Source organism: Allorhizobium pseudoryzae (assembly GCF_011046245.1).
Taxonomy (GTDB): domain Bacteria; phylum Pseudomonadota; class Alphaproteobacteria; order Rhizobiales; family Rhizobiaceae; genus Neorhizobium; species Neorhizobium pseudoryzae.
In genome coordinates this window covers 1,044,453-1,062,379 of the sequence record NZ_CP049244.1, presented here as the reverse complement: position 1 = coordinate 1,062,379, position 17,927 = coordinate 1,044,453, and the positions used below count along the sequence as shown (strand labels likewise).

General features: G+C 62.9%; 16 protein-coding genes. 10 read left to right on the top strand and 6 right to left on the bottom strand.

Annotated features, from left to right (window positions below; genetic code table 11):
- The first annotated feature begins 75 nt into the window (after nucleotides 1-75).
- Both G6N78_RS23755 and G6N78_RS23750 read left to right on the top strand, forming a co-directional pair.
- The gene (locus G6N78_RS23755; RefSeq protein ID WP_165224795.1) at nucleotides 76-591 is read left to right on the top strand and encodes a cytochrome b; all 516 of its coding nucleotides are present in this window, start codon (nucleotides 76-78) and stop codon (nucleotides 589-591) included.
- A 16-nt stretch (nucleotides 592-607) separates the two neighbouring features.
- Nucleotides 608-1,444, top strand: a complete 837-nt coding sequence (locus G6N78_RS23750) for a RibD family protein (protein ID WP_165224792.1) — start codon at nucleotides 608-610, stop codon at nucleotides 1,442-1,444.
- Here the strand turns inward: G6N78_RS23750 and G6N78_RS23745 are convergent.
- From G6N78_RS23745 to G6N78_RS23730, 4 genes are read right to left on the bottom strand one after another with little or no spacing between them, the layout of a single operon-like run.
- Nucleotides 1,373-2,167 carry a class I SAM-dependent methyltransferase gene (locus tag G6N78_RS23745; RefSeq protein WP_165224789.1) on the bottom strand — a complete coding sequence of 265 codons (795 nt, stop codon included), beginning with the start codon at nucleotides 2,165-2,167 and terminating at the stop codon, nucleotides 1,373-1,375. The two genes, G6N78_RS23750 and G6N78_RS23745, sit on opposite strands and share 72 nt — an antisense overlap.
- On the bottom strand, nucleotides 2,168-3,208 hold the full coding sequence (locus G6N78_RS23740; protein ID WP_165224786.1) for a glycosyltransferase family 4 protein: 1,041 nt from the start codon (nucleotides 3,206-3,208) through the stop codon (nucleotides 2,168-2,170).
- A complete protein-coding gene (locus tag G6N78_RS23735) occupies nucleotides 3,205-3,603 on the bottom strand; it encodes a 6-pyruvoyl trahydropterin synthase family protein (RefSeq protein ID WP_165224782.1) in 399 nt (132 codons plus the stop codon). The genes G6N78_RS23740 and G6N78_RS23735 overlap by 4 nt, the downstream gene beginning before the upstream one ends.
- Before the next feature lie 18 nt (nucleotides 3,604-3,621).
- Entirely contained in the window at nucleotides 3,622-4,626 is a 1,005-nt protein-coding gene (locus tag G6N78_RS23730; protein ID WP_165224779.1) for a zinc-dependent alcohol dehydrogenase, read from the bottom strand.
- Nucleotides 4,627-4,782: 156 nt separating this feature from the next.
- Between G6N78_RS23730 and ribA the strand changes: the two genes are divergently transcribed.
- The 3 genes from ribA to G6N78_RS23715 are packed head-to-tail and all read left to right on the top strand — an operon-like array spanning nucleotide 4,783 to nucleotide 7,434.
- Entirely contained in the window at nucleotides 4,783-5,889 is a 1,107-nt protein-coding gene (ribA, locus tag G6N78_RS23725) for a GTP cyclohydrolase II RibA (RefSeq protein WP_165224777.1), read from the top strand.
- Between the two features lie 19 nt (nucleotides 5,890-5,908).
- Entirely contained in the window at nucleotides 5,909-6,691 is a 783-nt protein-coding gene (locus G6N78_RS23720) for a CDP-alcohol phosphatidyltransferase family protein (protein WP_234906030.1), read from the top strand.
- A complete protein-coding gene (locus tag G6N78_RS23715; protein ID WP_234906029.1) occupies nucleotides 6,688-7,434 on the top strand; it encodes an FkbM family methyltransferase in 747 nt (248 codons plus the stop codon). The genes G6N78_RS23720 and G6N78_RS23715 overlap by 4 nt, the downstream gene beginning before the upstream one ends.
- Here G6N78_RS23715 and G6N78_RS23710 read toward each other — a convergent pair.
- A complete protein-coding gene (locus tag G6N78_RS23710; protein WP_165225457.1) occupies nucleotides 7,413-8,318 on the bottom strand; it encodes a lysylphosphatidylglycerol synthase transmembrane domain-containing protein in 906 nt (301 codons plus the stop codon). The two genes, G6N78_RS23715 and G6N78_RS23710, sit on opposite strands and share 22 nt — an antisense overlap.
- A 75-nt stretch (nucleotides 8,319-8,393) precedes the next feature.
- Here G6N78_RS23710 and G6N78_RS23705 point away from each other — a divergent pair, with 75 nt between their 5' ends.
- Nucleotides 8,394-10,046 (top strand): alkaline phosphatase family protein, encoded by a 1,653-nt coding sequence (locus G6N78_RS23705; protein WP_234906028.1) that lies wholly within the window; start codon nucleotides 8,394-8,396, stop codon nucleotides 10,044-10,046.
- A gap of 6 nt (nucleotides 10,047-10,052) precedes the next feature.
- On the opposite strand, the gene G6N78_RS23700 is transcribed toward G6N78_RS23705, so the two are convergent.
- The gene (locus G6N78_RS23700) at nucleotides 10,053-10,949 is read right to left on the bottom strand and encodes a TIM barrel protein (protein WP_165224775.1); all 897 of its coding nucleotides are present in this window, start codon (nucleotides 10,947-10,949) and stop codon (nucleotides 10,053-10,055) included.
- A gap of 236 nt (nucleotides 10,950-11,185) precedes the next feature.
- Here G6N78_RS23700 and G6N78_RS23695 point away from each other — a divergent pair, with 236 nt between their 5' ends.
- The 4 genes from G6N78_RS23695 to G6N78_RS23680 all read left to right on the top strand — a co-directional run bounded on the left by G6N78_RS23695 (nucleotide 11,186) and on the right by G6N78_RS23680 (nucleotide 17,901).
- The gene (locus G6N78_RS23695) at nucleotides 11,186-12,019 is read left to right on the top strand and encodes an MBL fold metallo-hydrolase (RefSeq protein WP_165224773.1); all 834 of its coding nucleotides are present in this window, start codon (nucleotides 11,186-11,188) and stop codon (nucleotides 12,017-12,019) included.
- Nucleotides 12,020-12,076: 57 nt separating this feature from the next.
- A complete protein-coding gene (locus tag G6N78_RS23690) occupies nucleotides 12,077-13,813 on the top strand; it encodes an adenylate/guanylate cyclase domain-containing protein (RefSeq protein WP_165224771.1) in 1,737 nt (578 codons plus the stop codon).
- Nucleotides 13,814-13,848: 35 nt separating this feature from the next.
- A complete protein-coding gene (locus G6N78_RS23685; protein ID WP_165224769.1) occupies nucleotides 13,849-15,024 on the top strand; it encodes a DUF3095 domain-containing protein in 1,176 nt (391 codons plus the stop codon).
- A 159-nt stretch (nucleotides 15,025-15,183) separates the two neighbouring features.
- The gene (locus G6N78_RS23680; protein WP_165224766.1) at nucleotides 15,184-17,901 is read left to right on the top strand and encodes an ABC transporter ATP-binding protein; all 2,718 of its coding nucleotides are present in this window, start codon (nucleotides 15,184-15,186) and stop codon (nucleotides 17,899-17,901) included.
- Nucleotides 17,902-17,927: the final 26 nt, after the last annotated feature.

Below are 17,927 nucleotides of genomic sequence, written 5' to 3'. Positions count from 1 at the left end.
CGCGGGAGCACGGCGGACGTGGGGAAATCCGCGACTTAAGCTGCTCCGTAAAAGCAGCACCGGGAGGAGAATTGAATGGAAGCCTCGGCATATGCGCCGACCTTACGCCTGCTGCATTGGCTGGTGGCGACGCTCGTGCTATCGGTCTGGCCGCTTGGGTTCATGATCAAGTTCGTGCGCGACGAGGTGAAGCTCGATTTCTACATGCTGCACGAATCGCTTGGCTTCATCGTGTTGTGGCTGATGCTGGTGCGGATCGGTGCGCGACTGACAAGCTGCGCGCCGTCAGCTCTCACAGACGGGATCGAACGTCATGTGGCCAATGTCGTGCATGTCCTCCTCTACCTTTTCCTGATCGTGATGCCTTTGTCCGGTTTCCTTGCCACCAATGCCCACGGCTTTCCGCTGCACTGGTTCAACCTCGTTCCCATCTGGAGCCCGATCGGCAAGGCGCCGGAGATCGCGCCGGTCTTTTCGGCGATCCATGAATGGAGTTCGTGGATCCTTCTTGGCCTTTTTGCGTTACACATCGCTGGCGTGATCTTTCACCACGTGATCCGTCGCGATGGCACCCTTTACCGAATACTCTGACGGATGTGATTGCCCCATGCGCCGTATCGACATGAACGACATGCTCTGGTCACGCCTGCTGGCGATCCGGCAGCGGAAACAGGCCCTGCCCGCCCGCGCGCCGGAACCGGCGCTGGCGCTGTACGGACCGATTGCCGCGGCCCGCGGTCGTTTTGTGCTGGCGCAGGTCGGACAATCGCTTGACGGGCGGGTGGCAACGCCGTTCGGCGACGCCCGTGACATTTCCGGCCCCGACGGCATCGCACACCTGCACCGCTGCCGCGCCCTTGTGGACGCGGTGATCATCGGGATCGGCACGGTGAAAGCGGACAATCCGCGTCTCTCCGTGCGCGCCGTGACGGGGCCGGACCCGGTGCGCGTGGTGATCGATTGCCATGCGGAGCTCACCGGCGAGGAAGGTCTGTTTCACGACGGCGGAGCACAGATCATCCTCATCCAGTCGGACAAGGCGCCACAGCGGGATTATCCGGCCGATGTGATCCGCCTGCCGCGCGGCGAGAACGGTCTTTGTCCGAACGAGATCCTGGAAGCACTGGAGGACCGGAACCTGGAGCGCATCCTGGTGGAAGGCGGGGCCCGGACGATCGCCCGCTTCGTCGACCACGGACTGGTCGATCATCTGCACGTGTCGATCGCGCCGCTGATCATCGGGTCGGGGCCGCAGGGCATTTCGCTGCCACCGATCCGCACCCTGTCCGAAGCGCATCGCCCCTCCGCGAATGTCTTCAGCCTCGGCAGTGATGTTCTCTTCGACTGCAGACTGCGCGAGCAGCCGGTGGCCTCAGCGCGGCGGCAGAGCCAGAAGGTCCAGGTGACCGACCAGGCAGCTTCCGCCCTGGTCGATATCGGCTAGACGCTGGTCGCGCCAGGACTCGACAGAGGCCCGATCCACGTCCCCCATCTCCAGAACCGGGGCAACCATGCCCTCGACGAAGGCGCGATGCAGCGCCTCCTCGCCGGGGCCGATCCGCCAGGGACTATCCCCCGTCAACACTTCGTAGCCTAACCCCTGAAACACACTTTTCAGATGCGGTGTCGCCATGGGGCCGAGCGCTTCGCCGAACCCCTTGTCTGTCGCCTGGTGTCGGTTGAAACTGCGCACGATCTGGATGTCCAGCACATGCCGGTTGGTCCAGATGATGCGGCCATCGTAATTCAGCGCGGCATAGAGCGCGACATTATGCTTCGCCAGCCGTGCGGCCAGATCTTCACAGAACGACAGCGAACAGAGATCGAAGAAGGCAGAGGCGGTCAAAAGATCGATGCCATCCAGGGTCAGGCTCTCGAGATCGGTGAGATCCTGCTGAAGGGTTTTCACCTCCGGTCGGCCGATCAGCCGCGAGGCTTCGCCAAGAAGGGCGGGATCGTAATCGACCAGCAACCAATCGGTCGCCTGCGGCAAACGGGCACTGAGAGTGCGATAGGTCGAGCCGGTGCCACAGCCGATATCCATGACGTGGGGCGCGCGCTCGCCTTCGGCAAGCACCGCCGCGAGCCTGCGCAGCAGAACGGGGTTGCGGGCAGCCCGATCCGCCGGTTCGCGCAGGCTAAGCCAGGATGTGTCGAAGCCGCTCATTCAAATCTCCTCCAGCCTGTTCGAAACGGTGATGGCGGTATCCCGCCAGCGTGGCAGGGCAAGGCCTGCCCTCCTCGATGCCGCAGCCATCTGCCGGCGCAGCTCCCCGTCGGCCACCAGCGTTGCGATGGCGTCCGCGAGGGCATTGACATCATCCACGCCGACGAGACGCCCGGCATCCTGTGGCACCACATCCGGCACGGCGCCGGCATGGCAACCGACAATGGGAAGTCCGTGCGCGAGAGCCTCGGCAAACACCATGCCGTAACCTTCGTAACGGCTGGCCAGCACAAAGAGATCGGCCTTGGCCATCTCGGCACGCACGTCCGGCCGTTCGCCGGCCAGCGTGACCCGATCCGTCAGCCCGAGCTCTTCAGTGAGAGCCGCAAGTTGCCTCGCCGTCGAAGGATCAAGATCGGGGCTTCCGATGATGGTGGCGCGCCAGGCGAGATGCGTAAGGCGGGAAAGCGCCTGAAGAAGCACGTCGTGGCCCTTGCGCCGCGTCAGCGACCCGACGGAGAGAATGTGCGGCTGGGCCTCCCCCGATGCGGCAGGGGCTCCCGGTTCCGTCCCCGGCAAGGCGGCGGTGACCTTTTCCGACGGCACCGAAAGAAGAGCAGAGACCTGCCGCGCCGTCGCGTGCGAGGTGACGAAGACGTGGCGCACCGCAGACAGCGCCCGTGCCTCGCCTGCCAGAAGCCGCTCGCTTTGCTCGGCGGTGACGCCCGTTTCGAGGCCGAGGGGATGATGGACCAGCGCGACAAGCCGCAGACGGCTTGCCTCTCGTGAAGCCCAGTCCGCCATCACGCCGAAGGCAAGACCGTCGATCAGAACCAGCGTGCCATCCGCAAGCGCCGAAAGCTGCCGTTCGGCCTCGGCCAGAACCAAGGCGGAAGGCGCCGGGAATCCTGAGCCGAGGCTCATCGTCTGGATCGACCAGCCGAGATCGGTCAGGTCGCGGATCAGGTGCCGGTCATAGCCGTAGCCGCCGGTCTTGGTCTCAAGGCAGCCCGGATAGGCAAAAACCAGATGGCGGTTCAAAGATCCGCCTCGTACCAGCCACGCGCCGCATGGCTTTCATGCAGGAGAACACGAAGGCGGCAGATGCGGTGGCTGCCGGGACCGAGTTTCTTTTCGGCCACCGCCTCCGCCAGCCGGTCGAAAATGTGTTTCGACAGAACCTCGGTGGTGGTAACCCGCCCCTTGAAGATTTCCAGTTCATCGAGGTTCTGGTAGTTCAGCGGCTTCAGCACTTCGGAGAGCGTCTGCGTGGCAAGGCCGATATCCACCGCCAGCCCATCCTCGTCCAGCTCCTTCGTGAAGAAGGCCGCATCGACGACGAAGGTGGCGCCGTGCATGCCTTGCGCCGGCCCGAAGACCGGGCGTGGCAGGCTGTGGGCGATCATGATGTGGTCCCGGACTTCGACGGCAAACATTCGTATTCTATTCCTTTTTCAGTATCGGATTCGGTGGAGAAGCGTGGCAGATGACTGGAGGATACGGGGATAATCCTCCGCCAGATCAGCAAAGGCGGTTTCGCCCGAGATCAGCGCCTCCAGTCGATCGTCGCGCAACAGGTCCATGACCTTGGCCAATCGGCGCGCATGGCTCCAGCGGGCACGCATCCGTCCAGAGACATGCCCCACCTGCGACGACACGATCGATAGCCGCCGCGAATGAAAGGCACCCCCCAGCGACAGGCTGACCGGCCGTTCGCCATACCAGCTGGCTTCGACGATGCGCGCCTCCAGCCCCGCAAGGTCGATTGCCTGCGACAGGGCGGCGGAGGCGCCGGAGGCATTGATCAGGGCGTCGAATTCGCCCTCCAGGCTGTTCGGCACGGCAAAGGCGACCCCAAGCGCTTCGGCGAGGCTGGCACGCTCCAGATTGGGATCGGTCAGCACGACCTCCGTGCCGGTGATGCGGGTCGCAAGATAGGCAACGAGACTGCCGACCACGCCCGCACCGAAGACGGCAATCCGCTCGCCGGGCAGGATGGCGGCATCCCAGATGATGTTCAGCGCCGTTTCCATGTTGGCCGCCAGCACAGCGCGGCTCGCCGGCAGATCCTGCGGTAGCGGCGTGACGGCCGCGGCCGGTACGACGAACAGCTCCTGATGCGGATGCAGGCAGAACACTGACCGCCCGATGAGATCCGGCTCGCCTTCTTCCACCGTGCCGATGGCGCAGTAGCCATATTTCACCGGAAACCCGAATTCGCCATCCATGAACGGCACGCGCATGCGTTCGCGCTCGCTTTCCGGGACAAGGCCTTGAAAGACCGTCGCTTCCGTCCCCCGGCTGATGCTGGAAAAGCTGGTGCGCACGAGAACCTCCCCCGCCGCGGGCGCCGGGACCGACCCATCGCACAACACTGCTTTTCCCGGCGCCTCGAACCATAAGGCCCGTGACGGCGTTATGTCCTCTTTCGGTTCGTGGCGAAAATGGGAGAGCGTCATACGACATCCTGCAACTGGGTAAGCCTTGACTGGCATCAGATAGGGCAGCGTCTGCAAAATGAACGCCCTCTGTCCATCAAAATTCTTTTACCCGTTTCCAACGATCCGTCGAGGACGTGCCCGCGTAATCGCAGCTAAAGACATCAGGAGGCTAGCATGACAGCACCAAGCCCATTTTCCACCGCCCTGTTTGATTCTGCCGTCGAGGTGGAACGCGCCGTGTCCGAACTTCGATACGGCCGCCCGGTTTTGCTGCGAAACGAGGCGCAGACCCTGGCGGTTCTGGCGCTGGATGCCGTGCAGCCTAAAGTCTACGACGAATTTGCCCGTGTGACGGACAATGATCATCACCTGCTGCTGACCGGCAAACGCGCCGCCCGCCTCGGCCTGAAGACGACGTCAGACGTGCTGGTGCCGCTTGCCGGCCTCGACTTCGATCGGGCGTCGAGACTGTCTTATGCGCTTGATGTCGAACGGCCGAAGCGCTGGGTGAAGGCGCCGAAGCTTGGCTCGGACAGCGTCGAGCTGGCGCATGTCTCGCTGCTTTTGCCAGCCATGATAGTGTCGGATGTGACCAGCCGCCAGGACCTGTTCTCCGGCTGCTGCAGCCTGCACGCAAACACGCTGACGACCTACAGGCCGGCGCGCGGCAATTTTCAGAAGGTCGTGCGCACGCGGGTACCGCTGGAAGAGTATGGCGATGCCGATTTCGTCGTCTTCCGTGGCGGCGTGGCTCAGAAGGATCAGGTGGCGATCATCGTCGGCAAGCCGGACGTTTCCAAGCCGGTGCCGATCCGCATCCATTCCTCCTGCATCACCGGCGATCTGTGCGGCTCGCTGAAATGCGATTGCGGCGACCAGTTGCGCAACGGTCTTGATCTCCTGCAGCAGGCCGGTGGCGGGGTTCTGCTGTACCTCGACCAGGAGGGTCGCGGCACCGGGATCGGCGCCAAGATGCGCGCTTACGGCTATCAGCACCGCGGCCTCGACACGATCGATGCCGACGCGGAACTCGGCTTTGCCGAGGACCATCGGAGATACGAGGCTGCCGTTGCCATGCTGAAGCTGCTCGACATTGCGGAGGTGACGGTGTTCACCAACAACCCGACGAAGATTGACAGCCTGCGCCGTGCCGGAATTAAGGTGCATCAGAGAACCGCTGTGCTCGGTCGCGTGACCCGCGAAAACGAGAACTACCTGCGGACCAAGACACTGCGGGCCGGCCACATGATGGATCTCGAAACGCTGATCGCCGCCGAATGACGGCCGGGAGGACTTAACAATGGCAGCCCTGCCGGAGATGAGCGAGCAGTCGCCGGGCCTGCGGCCAGACGCGGGCAAGCTGCTGGCCAGCACGTTGAAGGCGCTGTGCTGCGCCTATGGCTTGTCGGTTGCGGTTTGGGCCGTTGCGGCGCTGCATCTGCCGATCGAGCTGCACGTGCCCCTGCTGGCCGCGCTCATTCTGGCGGTGATGTTCGGTTTCGTGCTCTACGGGTTGCCGAACCACGACCATCCGCGCTTCGGTTACGCCAACCTCGTGACGGCGATCCGGGCGGGTCTGGTGAGCCTGATCGCCGCCACCATCCTCTCCTCTTCCGTGTTTGCCGCGCATGAGGTGAACCTGCTCCTGTGGTCCGTCTTCGGCGCGACCGTGCTTGCGCTGTCGCTCGACGGGGTGGACGGCTATCTCGCACGACGCTTCCGGCAGCAGTCGCGCCTCGGCGCCCGCTTCGACATGGAAGTGGATGCCTTCCTGATCCTGATGTTGTCCATCGGTTGCGCCGTGCTCGGAAAGGCGGGGCTCTGGGTGGTGCTGATCGGCCTGATGCGCTACGGTTTCATCCTGGCCCAGTGGCTGCTGCCAAAATTGCGCCAGGAGCTTTTCCCCTCCCTGCGGCGCAAGATCATCTGTGTGGTGCAGGTGGCGGCCCTCTGTCTCGTCATCCTGCCCGGCTTCGGGCAACCGGCATCGGGCATGCTCTCTGCCCTGTGCCTGGCGCTTCTCGTCTATTCGTTCGCCGTCGATACGATCTGGCTTCTCACCCGCAAGGACAGCGCTCCGTGACCGGAAACCTCGCCGCCTCGTTCGGTCTCGCCCGTTCCATTGCGATCTATTACGGCATGCCCTGGCGGCGGAGCAGCCTGAAGCGTTTCTATCGCGCACTGGTGAAGCCCGGCGATCTCGTCTTCGACATCGGCGCTCATGTGGGAAGCCGCAGTCGGACCCTGCTGCAGCTCGGCGCACGGGTCGTGGCGGTCGAACCGCAGCCGCTGTTCGCCGACTTCCTGCACAAGCATCTGGAGAAGGATCTGGTGGCGCTGGAACGCGTCGCCGTCGGGCGCGAGAGCGGCGAGATCGACCTTCATATTTCAAGCCGGCACCCGACCGTGACCAGTATTTCCACGAGTTTCGTCGAGACGGCTGCCAAGACGCCGGGTTTTGCCTCTGTCGAATGGGACCGCACGCTGAAGGTACCGATGGTGACGCTTGCGGACCTCGTTCAGCGTTATGGAATGCCCGATTTCTGCAAGATCGATGTCGAGGGTGCCGAAGCCGATATTCTGAACGGCGTGGACGAGCCGCTGCCGCTCGTCGCGTTCGAATATATTCCCTCCATGCCGCACCTGACGGACGCGGCTCTGGCAGCGCTTGCGAGCCGGGGAGATTACCGTTTCAACCGGGTCGTGGGGGAAAGCCACCGGTTTGTCGAACCGGAGTGGACCGGCCTTGCGGACTTGCAGGCAAAGATCCAGCATCTTGCGCCCGACGCCCCATCGGGTGACATCTATGCCCGGCTTTCCCGGTGAGCCTCTTTTGCTGCCGTGCGATGACTGACGAGGAGAAGCAGAAGCCCTGGAAGCGCGCCGATCAGGGCCAGAGCCCCATAGGTGACGCTCGCCGCAACCCCTTGCGCACTGGCGAGGCCGATCAGCGGCCAGAGCGCGGCAGCCGCCGCCTCGCGCGTTCCCCAGCCGCCGAAACCGGTGGGAATCAGCATCGAGAGAAGACAGAGCGGCACGACGGTGACGAGCCCGGAAAGCGGCAACGTGCCGCCTGTGGCATGCGCAGCAAACCAGAAGAGCAGGATATAGGACCCAACCGCCGACAGGCTGAGACCGGCCTGCCGTTTCCAGGCGCCGTCACGCACGAAGACCTGGGCAAGATCGTCGCGGAGTGGGGCAAGCTTTTTCCAGGCGAGGACGAGGATCACGATGAGGGCGGCCGCACTCAGCAGGGCAACGGGAAGAAGCCCGACGGGAAAGACGCTCGCCAGCAGGCCGGGCCAGAAGAACAGCCCGCAGGCACAGACGACAAAGAAGGCCATCTGACCGGACAGCCTCTCAATAATCACGCTTTTCGCCGCGAGCCTGATGCCCGACGGGGCGGAGGTGCGGCTTCGATAGGCACGCAACGCATCGCCGGCCACGCCGCCCGGCAGCGTCTGATTGAGCGCTGTGGCAATGTAATATTCCCGCACGGCCCAGCCGAGCGGCATGTCCTGGCCGAGCCGTTGGGCGGTAAAACGCCAGCGAAGCGCGGACAGGATGATCTGCGCCTGGACGATCAGGAGACCGATGGCGATCTCGACCAGCGAGACGTCCGACAGCGCTTTCAGCAGCGGACCCCGATCGATATGGGCGATCAGAACCGGAACCAGGACGAGAGCGGCAAGGCTTCCTGCCAGATGCATGTAGCGCAAGGGTATGACTTTCGGGTTTGCCGCTCATCAGGCGATGCGACAGGATGGTTGTAAGGAGAACCTACGGTGGATGACAAGGTGCAGACCAGTCGACGCGGAATTGAGGGCACCGGGCAGCGCGCTCATCGCGCGCTGTTGCCCACGATCCTTGCGTGGATCACCGTTCTGACGCTCACGACCGTCATTCTCAACCTGCCGGATCATCCGGACGCCGTGCGGTTTGCCGCCTTCCTCCGCCTGCCGGTGGAAGTACCAGTGATCGCGCTGTTTCTGATGGTCTTTCAAGGCCGGATCGGCACAGTCTTCCGGTGGATCGTGACGCTGCTACTCGGCCTCATCCTGTTTCTGAAGCTTGCCGACATCGGAACGCAGAGCGCCTTCCAGCGACCGTTCAATCCCTATCTCGACGGCAAGATGCTGCTGGACGGCTGGAACCTTCTTTCGGGCGCGATCGGCACCGGCATTGCAGCGGCCGGCATTATCGCCATCCTGTTGTCCTTTCTCGTTTTTCTCGCCCTTTATGCCCGCAGCCTGCGCGGGGTTGCCGCGACACCACCTCCCGCACGGGATGGAATGCGGCCCATATCCGCCGCCGTTTCGGTCGCAGCCTTGATCGCGCTGGCGCTGCCGCTGCGCCTGCCATTCGCCATAGAAGCGGGTGCACTGCCCTATCTGCAGGCCCGCACCACACTGATCGCGACCTCGATTGCCGACATGGCGGCGTTCGAGCGGACGCTGTCTGATCCGGCCCCCACATCGCCGGCAGCGCCGGACTTTGCACAGGTGGCAGGCCGCGACGTGATCCTCATCTTTGTCGAATCCTATGGGCGCAGCGCCGTGGAAGACCCTCGCTACGCGCCGCTCATCAGCCCGCGCCTGACAGAACTGGAGGAGAAACTGGCGGCGAAGGGCTTTGGCTCAGCCAGCCGCTGGATCACATCGCCCACGGTCGCCGGCCTCAGTTGGCTGGCGCATGGCACGTTCCTCTCCGGCCTCTGGGTTGACAATCAGGCCCGCTATGACCGGCTGATGATGAGCGACTGGCCGACGCTGAACAGGCAGTTCTCCGAGGCCGGCTGGCAGAGCGTCGGGGTGATGCCGGCCATCACCATGGACTGGCCGGAAGCCGCCTATTACGGCTACGACCGGGTGCTGGCCGCCAAGGATCTCGGTTACCGGGGCAAACCCTACAACTGGGTGACGATGCCGGACCAGTATACCCTATCGGCGTTGCAAAGCATGGTGCGGGAAAAGCCGGGCCGCAAGCCGGTGATGGCGGAGGTGGCGCTGATTTCCAGCCATGCGCCCTGGACGCCGGTCGCCTCTCTCGTGGACTGGGCCGCGGTGGGCGATGGGCGGATCTTCGACACCGAGGCACAGAGCGGGCCAACTCCGCAAGAGGTCTGGGCCGACCCGGAACGGGTGCGCCAGCACTATATCCGCACCATCGATTATTCGCTGCAGACGATCGGCAGTTATATCGAAACCTATGGCGACGACGACCTGTTCATCGTCATCGGCGACCACCAGCCAGCTTCGATCGTCACCGGGCCGGATGCGTCCCGCGCCGTTCCGATGCACGTCATTACCCGCGACGCCGCACTTCTGGACCGCTTTAGAAGCCGGGGATTTGCGGACGGTCTGCATCCACCCGCAGCGGGTGAGGTTCCGATGAGTGCCGTGAAAGCGCTGTTGACCGAGGCCCTGTCGCAGCCGTGAGCCTGCTCAGGCCTTGGCGCTTAGGCTCATCAACTGCCGGGCAAAGGCAAGGCTTGCCGGCTGTTCCTGCCGATAGCGTTCGCCGATCTCCATCATCAGCACCGTTCCGGGCAGAAAACGCAGTTCGGAGAAGATCCGCTCCCAGGCGATATCGCCCCAGCCGAGCGGCAGGTGAAGATCGCCGATGCCAAGCGCGACGGCCTCCTGCGGGAAAAAGGCCTCGTAGAAACCCTTGGGCCGGCCAAAGCTGTCATGCACGTGCAGATGGCCGGCCACCGGCGCCATGGCGGCGATCTCGGCCATGAAGTCGAGCCCGCGATAGGTGGCTTCCAGATAGGCGTGGCTGAAATCGATCAGCGCAACAAGGGCGGGATGATTGACGGCCTTCACCGTCCCGGCGATTTCTGCCGGCGTTTGCCGATACTGGCCGGGCGCCGTGCTGAAGATGTTTTCCAGCGCGATGCGCACGCCGTGCCGGGCGGCATATGCGCAGAGCTCGTGAAGCGCCTCGCGCTCGCGGTCCACGGCATCAGCGCGCTGGTGGATCTGGTCCGCCCGAAGAAAACCGCCATGCTGCACCAGGACCCTGGCGCCAATCCGGTCGCAGAGTTCCACCAGTGCCTTGGCGGCCTGCAACTGGGAGGGCAGCGTGTCCGGATCCATGAAGTTGGACGAAACAAGACCGTGGGCCGTATAGGTCACGTCGAACTGCCGGGTGAGCGCAAGGAGCGGTGCGACACGCTCCTCGATCATGCGCCCGCCGGCGATCAGATCGAGACTGGTCAGCGTCAGCTCCACCGCATCCGCACCGAGATCGACGACCGCTCGCAGATCTGCAGACAGGGAGGACAACCGACCATCGGCGGCTTCGACGGCAAATCCAGCGGCGATCAAAGAGCTCATCTCGTACTCGTGATTGGAATTGAAGGCGCCGGACCAAATCCGGCATTGCGACATCAAATAGGCACTTCCGATGACAGCCTGATGATCCGCCGGCAAGAGTTTGCCTGTGAAACGGCAGGCGCTTTTGCCGGGAGGTCCAGTGAGGGGCTTGCCTTTCGGGGCAAAACACTCTTGGCTGCGTGAAACGGTAAGGTTTGCACACTATCTTATACAACAAGAGTGTGCGTGTTGGGCAGATGACGGATCAGCGGTTCTACGTGAAATTCTGGGGTACGCGCGGCAGCATTCCGGTGTCGGGCGACGACTTCGTTCGATACGGCGGCAATACGCCGTGTCTCGAAGTCCGGTGCGGCGAGCATATTTTGATCTTCGATGCAGGGTCCGGTATCATGGGCGCCGGCCAGTCGCTGCTCGGACAGAGCGTGGACGACATCAATGTCTTCTTCACGCACTGTCATTACGACCACATCATCGGCCTGCCGTTTTTCAAGCCGATCTACAACCCGGCCATCACCGTGACCTTCTGGTCCGGCCATCTGTGCGGCGCCATGACGACGGGCGAGATGATCAAGAAGTTCATTAGCCCGCCATTTTTTCCGATCAACGTCGAAATCTGCAATGCCACGTTACGGTTTTCAGATTTCCGTGCCGGCGAGATCATCACACCAAAGCCCGGCATCGTCATCAAGACCTTTGCGCTCAATCACCCGGGTGGCTGCATCGGCTACCGCGTGGAATGGGAGGGGAAGGCTCTGGCACTGGTGTTCGACATCGAGCATGAACCGGGAAAACTGGATCCGACAGCCCTTGCCCTGATGGAGGGCGCCGATGTCGTCGTCTACGATTCCGCCTTCACCGAAGCGGAGATGCAGCGCTACCGCGGCTTTGGCCACTCCACCTGGGAACAAGGGGTGAAACTGATGCAGGCTGCCGACGCGAAAAAGCTGGTTCTTTTCCATCACTCTCCCACCCGCACCGACGGCGAAATGGCGCTGCTGGAACGGCTGGCGCAGGAGGCCTTCCCGAACACCGTGGCGGCCTTCGACGGAATGGTGCTCGATATCCGTTAAACGGAAGACGCGTGAAGCCGACGGAGGACAGTCCGCGGCAAACAAGAACGGCGGAACATGGCGGCGGATATCCTGAAGGGGCTTTTTTCGGAGCGGCAGCTGCGTCGTGCGCGCCTGCTGTCGGGCCTGATCATCTTTCTGTTCCTGCTGATGCATATCATCAACCACAGTATCGGCCTCATTTCGGTTCAGGCCGCAGATCATGCCCGCCCCGCGCTTCTCGCCATCTGGCGCCATCCGATCGGAACGACACTGCTTTATGGCTCTTTCCTGGTGCACGTCATTCTCGTGCTCCGGACGCTGTTTGTGCGAAGAAGCCTGGCCATGCCGAAGTCCGAGGCGATGCAGGTCGTGCTCGGGCTTTCCGTTCCGCTGCTGCTGATCGACCATATCCTCGGGACCCGCGTCGCCTCGCATCTCTTCCATCTGCGGGACAGCTACGAAACCATCGTTCACAGCCTGTGGACGAAATCCCCGGCAGACGGTTTCAAGCAGTCCCTCGCTTTGATCGTGATCTGGGCGCATGGCTGCATCGGGATCCATTTCTGGCTGCGCTATCGCTCCTGGTATGCCGGCATCTGGCCCTGGGCGCTGACGCTGGCGATCCTGCTTCCGATCCTGTCGCTGCTCGGCTTCGTGCAGATGGGCCGCACGATCGCCAACCCGACCTTTCCGTTGAGCGGCTTTCCGGGCGGAACCTATGACCCGACGATCCTGCCGGTGGGCGCCGTGGAGCAACTGCAAGACCTGCGCGTGATCCTCTATGGCGTGTTCGTGTCCGCCGTCGTCCTGATCTTTGCGGCGCGCGGCATCCGCTGGATCCGGGAGCGCGCCCACCTCGTCACGATCCGTTATGTCACAGGCGAGGCGATCAGCGTGCCGCGCGGCTTCACGGTCCTGGAAGCGAGCCGGATTGCCGGCAAGCCCCATTACGCCGTTTGCGGCGGCAAGGGCCGATGCTCCACCTGCCGCGTGCAGATCATCGACGGCGAAGAGCATCTGCCGGCCGCGGACCCAGCCGAGCAAAGGACACTGGACAGGATCGAGGCGGGGCCCGGCGTGCGCCTCGCCTGCCAGCTTCGACCGACGGGCAGTGTCACCTTGTCGCCGCTGCTTGTGGCATTTCCCGACCCGCAAGGCGTTTCGGAATCCTACGAGGCGGTTCCGGGACGGGAACGCGAGATCGCGGTTCTCTTCTGTGACATCCGCAACTTCACGACGATTTCGGAAGCACGCTTGCCCTTCGATATTGTTTTTCTGTTGAACCGCTACTTCGCGGTGGTCGGCGCGGCGGTGGAAGCCGCCGGCGGACGCGTCGATAAGTTCATCGGCGATGGCGCGATGGCGCTCTTCGGCATCAACGGATCTCTTGAGGATGGCTGCCGTCAGGCGGTTCGCGCCGCAGCCGGGATCATCGAAGGGATCGACGAGCTGAACCGGCAGCTGTCGCAGGACTTGACGATACCGCTTCGAGTGGCGATCGGGATCCATGCGGGCTCCGCCGTTGTCGGCACGCTCGGCTACGGCAACGCCCGCAACCTGACGGCAATCGGCGATACCGTGAACGTCGCGAGCCGCCTGGAAACGACTGCGAAGGAAATCGACATGCCACTCGTGATGTCGGAGCCGGTTGCGACATTGTCCAACGTCGATGTCACCATGGCGGAGACCCGCAAGATCGTGGTGCGCGGCCGGACCATTCCGCTACGTATTTTCGTCTTCGGCAAATCCATGACCGGCATGCTGCTGCAGACGACGGCGCCGGGAAGAGCCCTGAAGACGCGAACGGCCTGATGCCAAGCCCCGCAAACCATGCTAGCGTCTCCGCCATGGATACTCGCAACGCAGCCGGCAGTTTCTTCCAGCAGCTTCCGCTGCTCACCCGCTTCGAAGGCGTTGCGGAGACGGCAAGCTATACGCCGCTGCCGGAGGGCTGGGTGCTGGCCGTTGCCGATATCGTCGGCTCCACCAAGGCGATTGCGGAAGGCCGCTACAAAACGGTCAACATGGCCGGCGCCAGCGTGATCTCGGCGCTTCTCAACGGCATGGACATGAAGGACTACCCGTTCGTCTTCGGCGGCGACGGGGCGATTGTTGCCCTGCCCGGCGCCCTGGAGGAGCAGGCCACACAGATCCTTGCGGCGGTGCGGGACTGGGTCTCGGCGGAGCTACAGCTCGAGCTGCGGGTGGCGCTCGTGCCGCTCATCGACATTCGCGAGGCCGGCCTCGATGTGCGCGTGGCCCGGTTCGGCGCCAGCGATCATGTCTCCTACGCGATGTTCAGCGGCGGGGGCGTAAGCTGGGCCGAAGAGCAGATGAAGTCCGGCCGCTACAGGATCGACCGGAAAGCCGACACACACCCGGATTTGACCGGCCTCTCCTGCCGTTGGGACCCGATCGCGGCGCAGAATGGCGACGTTGTCTCCATTATCGCCAAACCCGTATCCGAAGCGACGATGCCGGAGTTTCGGGCGCTGGTGGCCGCCATCATTGCCGTGACCGCCGAACAGAACCGGGACGGCCATCCCGTGCCGGTCGAGGGACCGCCCCTTCGTTTCAGGGCGGGCAACATCGACGCGGAGACCGCCGCCGCACCGCCCGGACAACGGTTGCGCGCGCGGCTTTCTGGCCTCACGCAGGCCCTTCTTGCCGTCCTGCTCTACAAGTTCAACCTGTCAATGGGCCGCTTTAACGCGCGCGATTATGCCCGCGAAGTGGCGGAAAACTCCGATTTCCGCAAGTTCGACGACGGACTGAAGATGACGGTGGATGTGGATGATGCTCATCGTTGGCGTCTTGAGGTCCTGCTTGCCGATGCGGAGGCCAAGGGCATCTGCCACTACGGCATGCATCGCCAGGACAGTGCACTGATGACCTGTTTCGTGCTGACCCCGATGTCGAAGGACCACGTGCACTTCATCGATGGCGGCAATGGCGGGTATGCTCTGGCTGCCCGCGACCTTGCAATGAAGCTCGACGCCGAACAGACAGCCCGCACCGGCTGAGGTTTTCCAGCCGTGTTTGCGCTGGATGTCACCTCACGCTGACCCCGCGATTGCCATTCGGCACTTCCCCCGTAATATTCAGCTGCAGCAGTTCGAGGCAGAGGGGACGGACGCTATCGACGGTTTACCCCAACGTTGATGGCCGACATGAAGAGCACGATGGAAAAAAGCCTCACGCGTTACATCTGGGTCAACACCTACAAGCAGCAACTGTGGATCCTGCTGGTCGTCGCCGCGTCGATGATCCCGTATTTCCTCTCCTTCGACCTGCCCAAACGCATCGTCAACGGCCCGATCCAGGGTGACGGCTTTGGCGCTCCCGATGCCACCCAGCTGTTCATGCCGATTGCCTTCGACCTGCCGCTGATCGGTCACATCCAGCTCTTCGAGGGGGTGGAGCTTGATCGCGTCCAGATGCTGATGGCGCTGAGCGGCGTCTTTCTCGGCCTTGTGGTGCTGAACGGTCTCTTCAAGTTCTACATCAACACCTACAAGGGTAGGCTTGGCGAACGGATGTTGCGGCGTATTCGCTTCGAACTGGTTGACCGTGTGCTGCGCTTCCCGCCCTCGCACTTCAAACGCGTGCGCGCGGCCGAGATCGCCACCATGGTCAAGGACGAGGTGGAGCCGCTCGGCGGTTTTACCGGTGATGCCTTCGTGCAGCCGGCGCTTCTGGGCGGCCAGGCGCTGACGGCGCTCGCCTTCATCTTGATGCAGAACTTCTGGCTGGGCATGATCGCCTTCGCAATCGTGATGGTGCAGGCGATCATTATCCCCAGAATGCGCAAGCGTCTCCTGATCCTCGGGCGCGAGCGCCAGCTGACCGCGCGCGAGCTGTCCGGGCGCGTCAGCGAGATCGTCGACGGCATCCACACCATCCGCGGCCACGACACATCCAACCTCGAGCGCGCCGACATCGCCGACCGGTTGGGCCGGATCTTTGCGATCCGCTACGATCTCTACCAGTGGAAATTCCTGGTCAAGTTCATCAACAACTTCCTGGCCCAGGTGACGCCTTTTCTGTTCTACGCCATCGGCGGCTATCTGGCGCTCCAGGGCCGGATCGACATCGGCCAGCTGGTGGCGGTGATCGCCGCCTACAAGGATCTTCCGGGCCCCCTCAAGGAGCTGATCGACTGGGATCAGGCACGTCAGGACGTGCAGATCAAATACGCGCAGGTGAGCGAACAATTCGATGTGGACGGGTTGAGCGACCGGACAATCCAGGAGGTGTTCCGCGAGCCGGTACCGCGGCTTCTCTCGCCCCTGGTGATCACCGGCCTGGTGCTGACCGACGACAGCAATGCGCCGATCCTCCACCATGTCTCGCTGGAGATCGCCCCCGACGAGACCGTGGCGATCCTCGGCGATCCCGGCTCGGGCGGCGACGCGTTGGCCGAAGCGCTGGGTCGTATCGTCTGGCCGGCATCGGGCGAGATCACGATCGACGGAAAGGATATCCGCAAGGTGCCGGAAGCGATTACCGGACGCCGCATCTCCTACGTCTCGTCCGACACCTATTTCTTCCACGGCACGCTTCGCGACAACCTTCTCTATGTGCTCAAACATGCACCGCTGACGGACGTGACCTACGAGGGCGCCGATGCCCGCACCTTCCGCAGAAAAATCGGCGAGACGATCAGTGCCGGAAACCCGGTCCTCGACCTCAACAGCGATTGGATCGATTATCGCGCCGCGGGCGCAAGCGGACCGGACGATCTCTTGAAGGTCATCCGTCCGGTTCTCGATGCGGTGACCATTTCACAGGATCTGTTCTACCTCGCCCTGCGCTCGCAGGTGGATATCGACACCCACGGCGTCATGACCGACCAGATCGTCATGGTCCGCGCGGCACTGCGCGACCGCCTGGTGGCCGAAGATCTGGACGGCGTGGTCGAGAGTTTCGAAGACGGCAGTTACAACAGTCTGGCCAGCGTCGGTGAGAACATCCTGTTCGGTGTCATGAAACCCGGACTGATGACCAGCCAGGACCTTGCGGAACATCCCTATTTCCGGCAGGTCCTGCGCCAGACCGGGCTGGTCGCCAAGCTCTACGACATGGGGCTCGAGATTGCGGAGAACATGGTCGAACTGTTCCGCGACCTTCCCCCCGGCCATCCGTTCTTCCAGCAGCTGACCTTCATGAAGGCGGAAGACATTCCGGCCTACGAGTCGCTGCTGCCGAAACTGAAGGAACATTCCTTCGAAAAGGCCAGCGGGGAAGAACGGGCCAACATCATCCGCCTGAGCTTTGCCTATATCGAACCCCGGCATCGCTTCGGCCTGCTGACGGCCGATCTGATGGCGATGATCGTCGAGGCCCGCACGCAGTTCTACGCCGATATTCCGCCGGAACTGGCCGAAGCCATCGAGCGCTACGATCCCGAACATTTCATGGCGTCCGCATCGCTGATGGACAATGTTCTGTTTGGGCGCATCAGCCTGCAGGACGCGGAAACGAGCGACAAGATCCGCAGCATCATCCAGTCCATTTTCCGCGAACTGGAGCTTGAGGACTACGTCCTGTCGATCGGGCTGGATTTCCAGGTTGGCGCGCAGGGACGGCGGCTGACGAATGTCCAGCGACAGAAGCTGAATCTCGCCCGCGCGCTTCTCAAACGATCCGACTATTTCATCTTCAACCGGCCGCTGCCGGCGCTCGATCAGCGATCCCAGGAAGCCATCACGCGCAACATCATGACCGATCTGCACGAGGAGGGACACAAGCCGGCCATCCTCTGGGTTCTGCCGAACGCACGGATGAGCGAACTTTTTGACCGGATCATGGTTTTCCAGAATGGCAATCTTGTCGAAAATGGGACGTTTGCCGAGTTCGCCGATCAAAAGAGTATGTTCAAGCAACTCGTCTCGTATTAATCTTTTGCCAGGTCATGAAAGGTCTG

Coding starts and splice junctions, on each gene's coding strand:
- G6N78_RS23755 (WP_165224795.1), top strand. CDS start 76: ATGGAAGCCTCGGCATATGCGCCGACCTTACGCCTGCTGCATTGGCTG.
- G6N78_RS23750 (WP_165224792.1), top strand. CDS start 608: ATGCGCCGTATCGACATGAACGACATGCTCTGGTCACGCCTGCTGGCG.
- G6N78_RS23745 (WP_165224789.1), bottom strand. CDS start 2,167: ATGAGCGGCTTCGACACATCCTGGCTTAGCCTGCGCGAACCGGCGGAT.
- G6N78_RS23735 (WP_165224782.1), bottom strand. CDS start 3,603: ATGTTTGCCGTCGAAGTCCGGGACCACATCATGATCGCCCACAGCCTG.
- G6N78_RS23730 (WP_165224779.1), bottom strand. CDS start 4,626: ATGACGCTCTCCCATTTTCGCCACGAACCGAAAGAGGACATAACGCCG.
- ribA (WP_165224777.1), top strand. CDS start 4,783: ATGACAGCACCAAGCCCATTTTCCACCGCCCTGTTTGATTCTGCCGTC.
- G6N78_RS23720 (WP_234906030.1), top strand. CDS start 5,909: ATGGCAGCCCTGCCGGAGATGAGCGAGCAGTCGCCGGGCCTGCGGCCA.
- G6N78_RS23710 (WP_165225457.1), bottom strand. CDS start 8,318: ATGCATCTGGCAGGAAGCCTTGCCGCTCTCGTCCTGGTTCCGGTTCTG.
- G6N78_RS23700 (WP_165224775.1), bottom strand. CDS start 10,949: ATGAGCTCTTTGATCGCCGCTGGATTTGCCGTCGAAGCCGCCGATGGT.
- G6N78_RS23695 (WP_165224773.1), top strand. CDS start 11,186: ATGACGGATCAGCGGTTCTACGTGAAATTCTGGGGTACGCGCGGCAGC.
- G6N78_RS23690 (WP_165224771.1), top strand. CDS start 12,077: ATGGCGGCGGATATCCTGAAGGGGCTTTTTTCGGAGCGGCAGCTGCGT.
- G6N78_RS23685 (WP_165224769.1), top strand. CDS start 13,849: ATGGATACTCGCAACGCAGCCGGCAGTTTCTTCCAGCAGCTTCCGCTG.
- G6N78_RS23680 (WP_165224766.1), top strand. CDS start 15,184: ATGGAAAAAAGCCTCACGCGTTACATCTGGGTCAACACCTACAAGCAG.